Below are 14,027 nucleotides of genomic sequence, written 5' to 3' on the forward strand. Positions count from 1 at the left end.
CGCTGAACGCTGTGGCCATGTGCATTGCAGCACAAGTATGTTGACCACACCGCTGCGGTAAAACACCGCAGCAGATTACTCCCTTAAGGACGGGCGCATTCTAATCAGTTAGCCACCTGCTGTAAAGCACCGATCATGGTTAACGCATGACGCGGTTTAAACTCAAGCCCACACCTTATCGGCCCAGCGCCGGGCACTGGCGCGCCAGTTGCGCCAGCCGGCAATCAGGTTTACCAGGCCCAGGTAAGTCAGCGGTACCAGTACCAAACTGGTCAGGGTCGAAAACAGCAAGCCGCCGATAATGGCAATCGCCATAGGCGCATAGCTTGGGCCATCGCCGCCAATCTGGGTACCGCCCAGCGCCAGTGGCAATAGCCCCAGCACTGTGGTGGCCACTGTCATTAAAATAGGCCTCAAGCGTGACTCACTGGCATTGATAATCAGCTCACGCAGGGGTGTGTCGGGCATGGCCTGACGGTCCTGATTAATGCGGTCGACCAGCACTATACCGTTGTTCACCACTATGCCCATTAATACCAACATACCGATCATACCCATAATGCCCATGCTGGTGCCGGTAAACAGGAAGGTCCAAAACACGCCGACCAGTGAAAACAGCAAAGAGCCAATCACTGCGGTTGGCAGCAGTAAAGATTCAAACAGCGCCGCCATCACGATATAAATCATCGCCACGGCCAGCAACATATTCACCAGCATCACCTGCTGCGACTCGTCCTGGCGCTGGAAACTGCCCTGAAACGACCAGCGATAGCCCGGCGGCAGTGCCAGCTGATCCATTACCTGTTTGATGTCCTCACGGGCTTTGTCCATTTGGTAATCTTTGGCCAGATTCATCCGAATGGCGATGCCGGTTTGCCGGTCAAAGCGGCGGATCTGATCTAGCCTGGGCGCAAAGCTTAAGCTGGCCAGTTGTGCCAGGCTAATGACCACACCGTCTTTGGTTAGAATGGGCAAGGCCGCCAGCTCAGTTTGTGACTGACTGATACGCTCATCATACAGCACCCGCATTAACAGCTCGCCCTGTTCCAGGCTGCGATAAGTACGCAGGTTAGTGCCGCGAAGCGCCAGTGCCACCGCACCGGCAACCTGTTGGGCGCTTAAGCCATGACGCTGCAGCTGTTCGCCGTCCAGCCGTATTTGCAGCTCTTGCTGGCCACGGGCAATTTCTGAGCTGACATCTTCAAGGCCTTTAATACCCGCCAGCATCGGCTCAATGTCTTCTGCCAGCTTTAACAGCACCTCGGTTGAGCTACCCAGTAAATGCACTTGCATACCGCCATTATTGCCCCAGCCAAAAGACGGTTTCGAGCGCACCAGTGCCGGCCAGTCTTTGCGAATGGCGTCTTTTAGCGCCGCCAGTGGCTGGCTAAGCTGCGGCTTTAAAATAATGATCGACATGGCATAACCGGCGCGGTAATAGCTGTACACCGATTCAATATCAAACTTATCTTTATTAGCATATAAATACGCTTCCATGCTGCTCACTTCAGCTTCTACTTCACTGAGCGCATAGTTGCCCTGCACATTGTAATTCACAAAGAGCCGGTCGCTGTCTTCGTTGTCATGATCACCGCCCGACACCTTGCCAATAGGGATAACAATGCTGGCCAGCAGCAGCACAGCAACCAGGGCTGACCAGCGCGGGTGGTACATCACCATACTTAAGGCTTTACGATAGCCGCGCTCCGCTTTGCCAGCTTGTGCCGTTTGCTTAGGTTGCATATTCAGTTTGGTGGTTAACAGCGGGATAAGCGTAAGCGACATCAGCAAACTGACCGCCAGACATAAACAAATGGCTATCGCCACATGCTCTAAAAAGATAGTCAGCTCCATTTTTTGCCCGACAATATTGGGCAAAAATACAATAGCCGTAGTGGCAGTGCCGGCCACCACCGCCAGGCTCACCCGGCGCACACCGCGGGCAGTAGCGGCTTTCACATCGCCGCCCAGCGCACGCTCACGGAAGATACTCTCGGTAACCACTACGGCGTTATCCACCAGCATACCTATGGCCAACATCAGGCCCATCATGCTTAAAATATTCAGGCTGTAGCCTAAAAAGTACATTACGCCCAGCGCAATACAAATAGAGACCGGCACCGCCAGCACCACCACTATGGTGGTACCGATATGGCGCAAAAACAGATACAACACCGCAAAAGACAGCAAGGCACCGATGCCACCGGCACTGAGCAGATCAGATAGCGAAGTGGTTACGCCGTCGGCCATATCGTCCATGATGTATAAACTGATGCCGTTAAAAGCCGGATCCTTATCGGCGGCTTCTACCACCGCCAGCGCGGCTTTGGCCACCTCAACCAGGTTGGCGCCAGACTCCTTAAACACATTCATGCCCACCGCATAGGTTTGGTCCAGATGACGGCCATCTTCGCGCTGGGGCAGCTCCAGCTGTACTGTGGCCACTTCGCGTAAGCTTAACCCCGGCCGCAGTGGCAAGGCGGCAATTTGCTCCAGTTGCTGATACTCACCCACCGGCTTTACCAGGATACTGGTTTCGCTGTTGCGTAGCTCACCGGCGGTCATGGCAAAATTATTCGCTTTAAGCGCCTGTACAATAGTTTGCGCATCGATATTCAGCGCGCGCATTTTGTCGGGGTTTAGCCGGATAATCACCTGACGTTTTTCTACGCCATACAGCTCAACCTTTGACACACCGGCCACCCGCTCCAGCGGCCTTTTGATTTGCCGCTCCAGCAAATCATAGGCCATGGCTAAGTCGCGCTCACTGGAAATGCGCAGCTGAAAAATCGGCATATCGTTAGTATTAAACTGAAACACCAGCACCCGCTCAACGTCATCCGGCAGTAAATGGCGGATACTGTCCAGCCGCTCACGCACCTCAATGCTTTTGCTGTTGATGTTTTCTTCCCAGTTAAACTCCAGTGAAATCTCGCTGTTGTTTTCATTGGACCAGGAGCGCATTTCTTTCACGCCCGTCACTGTCGCTAATGCTTCCTCTAGCGGCCGCGTGATTAAGCGCTCTATCTCTGTCGGTGTTGCATTGCTGTAAGGCACATTGATAAAAATTTGTGGTATATCGATACCCGGAAATTTTTCCAGTGGCAGCATGCGGCTGGCAATAATGCCAAACACCAGCAGCGACAAAAACAGCATGCAAATGGTAACCGGCCGGTTTAGTGCAACACGGGTTAACCACAGGGGTTGCTGGCTCATACACTCACCTCCGCGGTTTGTGTAGCCGTGGCGTCAATACTGGCAGTGCGCGGCTTGTCGCGGCTAACCAGCGCATACAGCACCGGAATAAACAACAGCGTGAGCAAAGTAGCCAGTGCCAAACCAAAAATGACCGTTATCGCCATTGGCGCGCGGATTTCACTGCCATCACCGCTGCCCAGCGCCATCGGCAGCAGGCCTAAAATGGTGGTTAACGTCGTCATTAATACCGGGCGTAAACGGCTGGCACCGGCCTCAACAATGGCTTGCTTCAGCGCCAGCCCTTCATCACGCAGCTGATTAATGCGGTCAATCAGTACGATGGCGTTATTTACCACTATACCCGCCAGCATAATCAGGCCGATAAAGACGATAACTGATAAGCGGGTGTCGGTTAGCCACAGGCCTAAAATAGCGCCGGCGCCGGCCAGCGGCACGGTAAATAAAATCAGCAGTGGCTGCAGCAGGTTTTCAAACTGCGACGCCATCACTAAGTAAACCAAAAATACCGCCAGCAGCAGCGCTATGGTCAGTGAGGTGTAAGCCCGCTGCATTTCTTCACTTTGCCCCACCACCGCAGCCGATACGCCATATGGCAGCTGTTGCGCGGCTAAAATGCGCTCTGCTGCAGCAGTGGCTTGCTCTAAGTCACCATAGGCCAGGTTAGCGCTGACTACCGCCACCCGCTGCTGGCCAATACGGGTAATTTCACTGGGGCCGGTTTCGCGTTTTATTTCGGCTACCGCCGATAACGGCAGCGGTTTGTCGCTACCGGGGTTAATAATAAGCTGCGCCAGTTGCTGCTCAGACTGCCGATACTGCTCAGCTAAACGCACGCGGATATCGACTTTACGATCGTTTACCGAATACTGGCCGGCCAGCTCGCCACCGACATAGGCTGCAACCCGCTTAGCAACATCATGCGAGGTCAGGCCCAGCTGGGATAACAAGCCATGATTAAAATACAACGTAATTTCCGGCTGACCGGGGCGCAGGCTGGTTTTCACATCACTGAAGCGATCTTCGGCTTCCAGTGCCAAGAGCAGGCTATCGGCGGCAGTTTTCAGCTGTGCCAGCTCATACCCTGACAGCTCAATTTCCAGCGGGGTGCTAAAGCTAAACAGCTGCGGCCGGTCTATTTTTACGCTGATATCCGGCTGCTGCGCCAGATAGTCACGTAGCACGTTAATCACCTGTTGTTCCTGCTCTGCACTACTGTCACTTTGTAACACCACATTCAGCCGGCCCCAGTGGCTGCCGCCGATGCTGGGATCGACCGTCATCTGGGCGCCGGTGCCGGCCTGGGCATAACTGCGTTTTACGCCAGCCTGCTCGCCGGCCAGTGCTGCAAGTTGGGTTAATACCTTATCGGTTTGCTCAATGGCGCTGCCTACCGGTAGCTGTATTTCGACAAAAAACTCGCCCTGGCTGATGGCCGGGATCACATCCGCACCCAGCCGTGGCAACAAACTAAAACACAGCGCAGCAATGGTTAGTGTCAGGGTTAGGGTCAGGGCTTTTAGCTTAAGGGCGCCATTTAGCGTGCGCCGATACAGGGCTTCCAGCCTGACCAACAGCCATTGCACCGCCAGCAACAACGGCTTAAACAATAGTGCCAGACCGCGGCTAACCACACGAAACAATAGTGTCAGCACGCTGAGCACCAGCAGTGCCAAACCGCGCAGTGCCTTGCCCAGCATACGCAGTGGCCAGGTGGGCCAGTAATACCAGCGCCGTACCGGTGCCTCAGTAGGCGTTGGTAAAGCTGGGGCATCAGAAGCTGTCTGGCTGCGCTCACGGGCGGCCATGGTCGGAATAAGCGTTAGCGCCACCACTAACGAAGCCAGCAGTGCAAAGGTTACCGTTAACGCCTGATCGCGAAACAGCTGGCCGGCAATGCCTTCAACAAACACCAGCGGAAAAAATACCGCTACAGTGGTTAAGGTAGAAGCCGTAATCGCCATCGACACTTCGCGGGTGCCGATTTTCGCCGCTTCAAAGGCTGGTTTGCCCTGCTCTTTATGCCGGGCGATGTTTTCCAGCACCACGATAGCGTTATCGACCAGTAACCCCACTGCCAGTGCGATACCGCCTAAGCTCATCATATTTAGCGTAATGCCCTGACCGTACATCAGGTTAAAGGTGGCAATCACCGATACCGGAATAGAAATAGAGATAATCAGCGTGGCCCAGGCGTTACGCAAAAACAGATACAGTACCAGCATCGCCAGCACACCACCGACCACAGCTGCTGATTTCACATCATCAATAGCTTGTTTGATAAACTCGGACTGATCGTACACTAAGGTTAAGCGATAACCGGCCGGCAGCGCTTTTTCAAGCTGTGGCAGCTGTGCCAGCAGGGTTTGCGCCACCTGCACCGTATTGGCATCACCCTCTTTATAAATGGCCACTTCAATGGCTTCTTTACCATCAACATAGGTAATGCTCTGGCGGTCGACAAAGCTGTCACGCACTTCGGCCACATCTTTTAAGCGAATTTGGCTGCCGTTTACCTCGGCCAGGTATAAATTTTCAATCTGGTTTAAATCGGCAAATTGGTTAATGGTACGCACCAGATAATCGTAACTGGGGGTTTCTAAACGGCCTCCGGCCTGATTCAGGTTTTCCTGCCGCAGACGGTTACTTATCTGGCTGATGTCCAGCTGCAGCTGGCTGAGTTTTTGTGGGTCGACCAGAATTTGAATTTCCTGGCTTAAGCCACCGTCAGGCCGCACGGCCGCCACGCCGGTTAAGGATTCCAATGCACGGCGTAAATCTTCTTCAGCAAAGGTGCGCAGGCTAACCAGTTGTGCCGGGCTTAACGCTTCACCGCTATTTTCACGGCTCAGTGCCAGCCGCACTATGGGGTCGTGGTTGGGGTTAAAGCGCAGCAACAACGGCTTTTCAATTTCCAACGGTAGTAACAGCACATCGAGCTTTTCGCGCACCTCCAGCGCCGCTAAATCCATGTCGGTGCCCCAGTCAAACTCCATTACCACATCAGAGCGGCCAGAGCGCGATACCGACATCACCTTGCGTACGCCTTTAACAATGCCGACGGCTTCTTCAATAGGTTTGCTGACTAGCTGCTCGACTTCTGCCGGCGCAGCACCAATAAATTCAGTGCGCACGGTGAGTGATGGGTAAGATAAATCGGGCAGTAGGTTTACCGCCAGGCGGCCTGCGGCGACCAGGCCAAACAGCAAAATGCCAAGAGTAAACATCCAGATGGTAACGGGGCGGGCTACCGCGGTATCGACCAGCTTCATAGCGTCATATCCTGTGAACGTTGTTATTTTTGTCGTGTTAGCTGCGAGAAGTGTTCCGACAGACACCGGTTTACCCACGCCAACACGCCGTGAACCCTTCCCTGGGGGCGATTATGAACTTCATCCATGAAGTTCACCCCACGGGCCAGCTTCGCTGTTCAAATTCGCTCCTGACGAATTTGTCAGCATCCTGGCCTGCAACGGTTGGCTTAGGGTAAGCCGGTGTCTATCTCGATTCAGTTATCAAAATTCGCGTGTGGTAACCACATTAACCAGCGCATCGTCTTTCAGCGCCGACTGGCCGGCAATCACCACTCTGTCACCCAGCGCCAAGCCTGACAGCACTTCAACCGTATTGTCGGCCTGATAGCCCAGCTGCACTGGTTTGCGGCTCACTTTCTGCTCAGTATCTATCACAAACACGGTCTGGCTGTTATCGGTACTCATTAATGCCCGTTTTGGCAGCAGTAACGCATCGGGTTTTACATCAAACTGCAGCTGCACCTGGGCAAACATACCGGGTTTTAACTGTTGGCTGTCGTTGGCCACATTCAGCACAGCACGCACTGTGCCAGACTGTGCGTCCACTACCGGCGCTATACGCACCAAAGTGGCAGTTACCGGTGTCATACCGGCAAACTGCAGCAGAGCAGTCTGGCCAAGGCGGGCCTGTGCCAGCTGCTGCTCAGGCAGATGCACTACGGCTTCCAACTGCTGGTTTGACACCAGATGAAATAAAGATTGTACTGCGTGCTGATTAACCAGCTGGCCCACTTTGGCATAGCGGCGTGACACCACACCGTCTATTGGCGCCCGAATTTGGGTTTCTTTTACCGCAAGCTCGGCTAAGTTCACGCTGGCCAGTAAGGCATCATGTTGCCACTGCAGCTTTTCAAACACGTCGGCACTGATTAGTTTGCGCTGGTACATCTCTTCCATGCGCTTTAACTCGCTGTTCAGCCGGCTTAATTCGGCTTTTTCTTTTTGCAGGCTGTATTGCTGACGCTCGTTATCCAGCACCGCCAGCAACTGGCCGGCCACTACTTTATCGCCCTCTTCCACCAGGATTTGCTGCACGATACCGGTGGCTTTACTGATCACTTCAGCTTCGGCACGGGCTTCTAAGGTGGCAGTGGTACGATAACTGCTGCTGATCTCACCCTGTCGGATTAATACGGCTTCTACCGGTATGGCCACCACGGCTTCAGCTTTGGTGGCGGCGGTGGAACTGTTGGCCTGGTTACAACCACTGACCAACAGACTGGCGATAATAGCAGCGGCGGCGGTCAGTTTAATGCTGTGTGAGGTTTTCATCATTCATCCTTTGGAAAACAAAAAACAGTGCAAGTTAACAGGCTTAATGCAGAGGCTATGCCAGCTGATAAAAACATTAATTCCTGAATATTTTCAACAACATAAAATATGTTAAGCATTTTCAAGCCATCCAAGCCAGGTTAAATTTGGTCAAATTCACTAATTAATAGTGATAAAACACACTAGCGCACGACAAATCCACAGCCTTTTACGCTCTAGAGTATGTACTCTAAGGTATGACCTCTTTATACTGGCGGCTTTTACATTCAACAGGGTATGTATATGTTTAGAAAAACCGCCGTGTCTTTAGCTATTATCGCCAGCCTTGCCAGTGTGTCGGCGCACGCTGAAGGCTATAAACTCTTCGAGCAATCGGTTAGCAGTATGGGCAATGCCTACGCCGGCCGTGGCGCCCAAATTACCGATGCCAGCCTGGTGCACTCTAACCCGGCGGCATTAACCCAATTAGACGGTGCCCAGCTGTCGGCCGGTTTAAACCTGATCAGCGCCAAAACCAATTACCGTAATGCCAGTGCACAAAGTGCTAATGGCCAGTCTGTTATTGGTCGTACAGAAGGCGCAAATAGTTTGAATGAGCTGGTACCTTTTGTGTTTTACACCGACAAAGTGTCTGAGCAGCTAAGTTGGGGCATCGGTTTTTATGTACCTTTTGGTTTGTCGTCAGACTATGACGATGATTTTGTCGGCCGTTATTTTGCCGATGAAACGGCAGTGCAGGTGCTAAGCCTGCAACCGACACTGGCGTATAAGCTAAATGACAGCTGGTCAGTGGGTCTGGGTATTTCGTTAAACCGCGCTGAGGGCACCTTATCCAAATTTAAAGATCACAGTGGTTTATGTGAAGCTGGCCCCATGTTAGGCGCGATTTTTAATGACGCCATCTGCCAAAGCCACTATGAGGTAGAAGGCGATGATCTTGCCTTGGGTTATACCCTGGGTATTCATGGCGAGCCGATTGCAGGCACCCGCTTAGCCTTTACCTGGCACTCGGCGGTCAATTACACCTTAACAGGCGACTCAGTTATTACTAATACGCCGGTGACCAGCGCTAATGGTCTGCCTTACCTGGTACCGGTACCGGGCATGCCGCAGTTACCGCTGCTCGATACCCGCACCGGTAAACTGGCCAGTAATGATATGCTGATTGAAAAAAGCCAGCTGGATTTAACCACGCCAGCCACTGCCGCTTTTAGCCTGGATCAACAGCTGACTGAAGCCTTGTCGCTGCAGTTTAGCGCGGCCTGGACACAGTGGAGCAAGTTTGCAAGCATTGATATTGTCAGCAATGATGCCAACCCCAGCATTTCACTGAGTACCCAGCTCGGGCCAAACCTGAATAGTGAAGGCTATATTGGCTATATTCCTGAGTACTGGCATAACAGCTGGTCAGTCGCGCTGGGTGCTACCTATGTTTATCAGCCGGATCTGACGCTGAAAACCGGTATTGCCTATGATGAAAACCCCATTAGCCAAAGCCATAAAACCGCGCGTATTCCCACCGATGACCGGGTGTGGTTAACCGTGGGTGCCACCTGGCAGTTCAGCGAGCAGCTCAGCCTGGATTTTGCCTATGGCTACCTGTTTACCGGCGATGTCAGCGTAGATGAGCGGGAATACAATGTGCAGGACGAACCGTTGTACAACAGTGGTTTTCAGGGCCAGTACAGCAATAAAGGCCAGTTGTTAGCGGTACAAGCCAACTATCGTTTTTAAATTTGGCAACGACACCGACATGTTAAGCATCGGCTTACTCTAAACCAACCGTTGAAGGCATGGATGCCTGAATCGAGCCTACAGGGATGTATTAACGGCGTGTTGGTGTGAGTAAGCCGGTGCTTTAACCGGCTTAAACCCGATAAACTATTACCCGCAAGCTTTTAATGCACCAAAGTCAGTTTATAACCTGACGGTGCTGCGTCATCCTGCTCGGCCAGCAGCATATAACGCTGCCCTGGTGTTAGTTGCAGGCTGTCGGTTTTATCCAGCAAAGTAGTGCTGCCATTTTCTGCCACGTGTACCAGCGCAATAGCGTAGTAATTTTTCGGCAGGTTAATGCTCTGCTGCTTTTTAAATGCCAGATTCTTCACGCTGTAGCGGGCATCAGCAATAGTTTCGTTTTCCCGCACAAAGTAAAACTGCAGTTTGTCAAAATCGCTGGCCAGGTTGGCCACAATCACATCATGCGCCTGCACTTGTGGAGCGGCCGGCTCGTTAATGGCTAAGGCTTCTACCTGCTGCTCGGCATCGGCATACAGCAGTACCGCCTTACTGTCACCGGCACTGATGCTGAGCAGCGCACTGTTTAGCAGCAGCTGATTGTCGCCATCACGTACTGACAAACTAAAATCGCCTTTGTTAAGCGGTAAATAGTCGCTAAGCTCACCGGCGGGTAACGCCGCAACCGCGTTGTTGTCCAGCGCCACGCTCACCTGCTCTGTCAGGCTATTGTATAAACGAAACTGCGCCGGTGCATCGGCATGGTTGTAAGCGGTAACACTGGATGAGTGCAACACCAAATCCAGCGACAACTGCCCTGCTACCGGGCCATGTTTGTCACGTACAATCAGTACATAGTGGCTGGCATAGGCAAAATTGACACTGCGGGCGACAAACAGCGGTGTGGTGCTGCCACTGCTGGTCAGATACAGATTAAACTTACCAATGTCTTTCGCCTCAGCCAACGAGCTGATTTCATGCAGCGCCAGGCTGTCCAGCAACTGCGCATCGGCAAAGCCTTTGTTTTCCGGGCTTAGGTAAACATCCAGTGCAGTTTGCTCGTCAGATAAATTCACCAGATGCAGCTTAAACTGCTTATCCAGGGTTTCTTCGCGCTTAAAGCTCAGGCTTAAATAATCGTACTGCTGCCCCTGCTCGGTCAGGATCAGCAGGGTTTTGTCGCCTTCTGCCAACGGCAATGTTTCTGTTAACAGCTCATCGGCCGAGCTGACATCGGTTAATGTCAACTCGTAGCTGTTTACATCAAGCGACTGCACACTGGTGGCATCGCCAAAGGTGGCACTGCCCACAGCAATATCGCCGGCTTTGAGCGAGGTGTTACCACTGCCGGCAGCCCCGTTGTAAAACTGCAAATAGGCTTGCGCGCTGCTGTCATCACTGCTGCTGCCACCACATGCTGTTAATACCGCTACGGCACAGGCCAGCAGCGCCATGTTAAACCCTGATTTCATTAAATGCTTCCTAAAGCTGGTTAATCCGCCGCTCAGGGTAAGGCAGGCACGCCAGACTGGCTACGGCAAATAACCAATACAAACAGTTGGTTACCCTTAGTTACAAACACCATAGCTTTTATACAACTGTGTGCTTGGCCAAAATGCGTTATTTAGCCGGGCGCCATACAGACTGATTCAGTTAAGCCAAGGATTCTGCTACACTCTGCGCGCCTAATTTAACGCCTCAGAAGACATGACTATGACTCTTGCAACTCAGGTTCTGGCGGTCAACGACGACTTGCCTATTCGCACCCATTTGCCGGTCCACTCCGGTAAGGTGCGCAGCGTGTACTGGTTAACCAGCGAAGACAGCGCCCGGCTGATCCGGCAGAAAAACTACCCGGTTGCCGCCGATACGCCGCTGGCCATCATGGTAATAAGTGATCGCATTTCTGCCTTTGATTGCATCTGGCATGGTGAAAACGGCTTAAATGGCGTACCGGGCAAAGGCGCGGCGTTAAATGCCATTTCTAACCACTGGTTTTCACTGTTTAAACAGCACGGCCTGGCCGACAGCCATATTTTAGATATTCCGCACCCGCTGGTGTGGATAGTACAAAAAGCCCGGCCGGTAAAAATTGAAGCGATTGCCCGTCAGTATATTACCGGCTCAATGTGGCGCGCCTACAGCAAAGGCGAGCGCGAGTTTTGCGGCATCACCTTGCCTGAAGGGCTTAAAAAAGATCAAAAGCTACCGGATATTTTAATCACCCCTTCCACCAAAGGCATTTTAACCGGCCTGGACGGTGTACCCGAGGCTGATGATGTTAATATTTCCCGCGCCGATATTGAGCGCCACAGTGCTGCCTTTGGTTTTGAACAAGCATCTGACATCGACTTATACGAAACGCTGTTAAAGCAAGGCTTTGGCGTAATTAGCGATGCCCTGGCTAAACTGGACCAGATCTTTGTTGATACCAAATTTGAGTTTGGTTACGTAAAAGATGCCACTGGCCAAAGCAAATTGATTTATATGGATGAAGTGGGCACGCCTGACAGCTCCCGCATTTGGGATGGTGCAAGCTGGCGCAGTGGCAAGATTGTCGAGCAGTCAAAAGAAGGTTTCAGGCAGTGGCTGCTAACTAACTTCCCTGAGCCAGATATTCTGCTAAATAAAGACCGTATGCCAGAGCGTGCCGCCCTGGCGCGCGACAATGCGCTGCCAACTGAAGTGATGATGGATATCTCACGCACCTATTTAGGCATTGCCGAAAAAGTGATTGGGAAAAAGATTGAATTGTCGGCCAACCCGAAAGCCGAGATTATTGCCGTGCTCGATAAAGAGTACGGTTTAATTAACCGCTGATAAATTTAACGTGACCGGTTTGCCCTAAATCAACCGTTGGAGGCCATGGATGGCCGGAATCGAGCCTCAGGGATGATTTATGGCGTGTTGATGTGGGCAAACCGCGTCATGTTGTGACTCCGTTGTTACAACGTTTTAGTCATAAAGTATTTCGCTCCGCCGGCAAAGGGGTAATCCTGCTGTACCCACTGCACCTGATAACCATGACGCTGATAAAAAGGTTTAGCCTGAAACTCCAGCGTATCTAACAGCACAAACTTGCACCCGCGCCTTTTGGCTATTTGCTCAGCCTCATTAAGCATGGCACTGCCTAAGCCTTTGCCGCGCTCAAGATCGGCCAGCCAAAACGACTCTAAATAAAACCAGTTACCAAAGGTACGCCCGGCCAGCATAGCAATCAGCTCACCGCGGCTATTTAGCTTTTTTAAGCCCAGTCCCTGCCGTTTGCTGGCATCCCAGTGTTTGGCATTAAACTCTGCAATTTTCTGTTTGGCCTGCTCAGCAAAGTGACTACTGTTATCAGCAATAAAATCTGTCATCTAAACCCACCCTTTATTAGCTGGTGCGCCAGTGTAATCAGCTGTTAGCTCACAGCACAAGCGCCTGATGGACTAACAGCACAAAAAACAAAGGCCGCCAAGGCGACCTTTATCGTTATGCATCCGCGCAGGGTTTTATAGCTTTTCCAGCTTAATATCACCACTTACTGTGGTTAGCTCAACACTGCCATCGCCACTGCCCAGGGTAAATTGCAGGCTACGGGAGGGGCCGTATTTAGCCTTGCTGGCTTTATCGCTACTGAGCTTATTATCAATACTGCCGCCGGCCGACGCTTTAAGCTCAAAACGGGCGCTGATGCTGCTATCCAGTTTCAGCTCAATGTCACCACTAACGCTGCTGCCACTGATGCGTGGTGCAGCACTGTCGCGCAGCGCCGCGTCAATCTCGCCGTTTACCGTACTTAGCTTCAGCTGTGTGGTACCGCTTAGTTTAAGGTCGGCATCACCGTTTACCGTGCTAACGCTTACCTCTTCAGCGCTGCTGCTGGCTTTAATCTCGCCGTTGACCACTTCATAACTTATCCGACCGCGGGAGTCGGTATCTTCAATTTCGCCGTTTACTGAGCTGAGTTCTATGCGGCCACTGGCGCCACTGAGTTTAATTTCGCCATTAACGCTGCTTAATTGAACGCTGTTACGCAAATCGGTGGCGGTAATTTCACCATTTACCGTGCCAATTTGGCTACTGCCGTGAATACCGCTAACGCTGACATTACCATTAACGCCTTTAAACTCAACACTGGAGCCCACCGGCACCTCAAAGCTGAGCTGGGCGGCATTGCCTTTGTCATTCCAGCGGTAGTTAACCTGGCGTGGCATGGTCATTTCAAAGCGGGTAAAACCATCTTTGCTGTCAAACTCATAGCCGGTGGCTTTTTCATCCAGTTTGCCAGTTACACTAAAGGTATTAGTATCAACAGCTTTAATGGTTATCTCACCACTCATCACCTCAAGGTAAATTTTTTCATTGGCTGATACGCTAACGCGCTCGTTTACCACGGTGCGCGGATCGGCAAGCGCCAGCTGACTTACGCCAAGCAGCATGACGCCAAACAGGCCACTGCCCCATACGTTACGTACTGATAGATTATTTGCAATTTGCATAGCC

General features: G+C 52.0%; 8 protein-coding genes. 2 read left to right on the forward strand and 6 right to left on the reverse strand.

Annotated features, from left to right (window positions below; genetic code table 11):
- Positions 1 to 162: 162 nt before the first annotated feature.
- From RNAN_RS04805 to RNAN_RS04815, 3 genes are all read right to left on the reverse strand, one after another.
- Positions 163 to 3,216, reverse strand: a complete 3,054-nt coding sequence (locus RNAN_RS04805; protein ID WP_008219343.1) for an efflux RND transporter permease subunit — start codon at positions 3,214 to 3,216, stop codon at positions 163 to 165.
- Positions 3,213 to 6,488 (reverse strand): efflux RND transporter permease subunit, encoded by a 3,276-nt coding sequence (locus RNAN_RS04810; RefSeq protein ID WP_008219347.1) that lies wholly within the window; start codon positions 6,486 to 6,488, stop codon positions 3,213 to 3,215. The genes RNAN_RS04805 and RNAN_RS04810 overlap by 4 nt, the downstream gene beginning before the upstream one ends.
- Positions 6,489 to 6,731: 243 nt before the next feature.
- Complete coding sequence (locus RNAN_RS04815) at positions 6,732 to 7,802, reverse strand: efflux RND transporter periplasmic adaptor subunit (protein ID WP_008219348.1); 1,071 nt, start codon at positions 7,800 to 7,802, stop codon at positions 6,732 to 6,734.
- Between the two features lie 282 nt (positions 7,803 to 8,084).
- Between RNAN_RS04815 and RNAN_RS04820 the strand changes: the two genes are divergently transcribed.
- Positions 8,085 to 9,536, forward strand: coding sequence for an OmpP1/FadL family transporter (locus tag RNAN_RS04820; protein WP_008219351.1), 1,452 nt, complete (start codon positions 8,085 to 8,087; stop codon positions 9,534 to 9,536).
- A 164-nt stretch (positions 9,537 to 9,700) separates the two neighbouring features.
- Here RNAN_RS04820 and RNAN_RS04825 read toward each other — a convergent pair whose 3' ends face one another.
- Positions 9,701 to 11,011: a DUF4397 domain-containing protein gene (locus tag RNAN_RS04825; protein WP_008219353.1), complete on the reverse strand. Its 1,311-nt coding sequence runs from the start codon at positions 11,009 to 11,011 to the stop codon at positions 9,701 to 9,703.
- Positions 11,012 to 11,252: 241 nt separating this feature from the next.
- Between RNAN_RS04825 and RNAN_RS04830 the strand changes: the two genes are divergently transcribed.
- Positions 11,253 to 12,359 carry a phosphoribosylaminoimidazolesuccinocarboxamide synthase gene (locus RNAN_RS04830; RefSeq protein ID WP_040551746.1) on the forward strand — a complete coding sequence of 369 codons (1,107 nt, stop codon included), beginning with the start codon at positions 11,253 to 11,255 and terminating at the stop codon, positions 12,357 to 12,359.
- A gap of 125 nt (positions 12,360 to 12,484) precedes the next feature.
- On the opposite strand, the gene RNAN_RS04835 is transcribed toward RNAN_RS04830, so the two are convergent.
- Together RNAN_RS04835 and RNAN_RS04840 are read right to left on the reverse strand one after the other, a co-directional pair.
- A complete protein-coding gene (locus RNAN_RS04835) occupies positions 12,485 to 12,898 on the reverse strand; it encodes a GNAT family N-acetyltransferase (RefSeq protein ID WP_008219357.1) in 414 nt (137 codons plus the stop codon).
- A gap of 135 nt (positions 12,899 to 13,033) precedes the next feature.
- Complete coding sequence (locus RNAN_RS04840; protein WP_008219359.1) at positions 13,034 to 14,023, reverse strand: DUF4097 family beta strand repeat-containing protein; 990 nt, start codon at positions 14,021 to 14,023, stop codon at positions 13,034 to 13,036.
- Between the last annotated feature and the right edge of the window lie 4 nt (positions 14,024 to 14,027).

Origin of the sequence: Rheinheimera nanhaiensis E407-8, from assembly GCF_000296695.1 — a bacterium.
Classification (GTDB): Bacteria; Pseudomonadota; Gammaproteobacteria; order Enterobacterales; family Alteromonadaceae; genus Alishewanella; species Alishewanella nanhaiensis.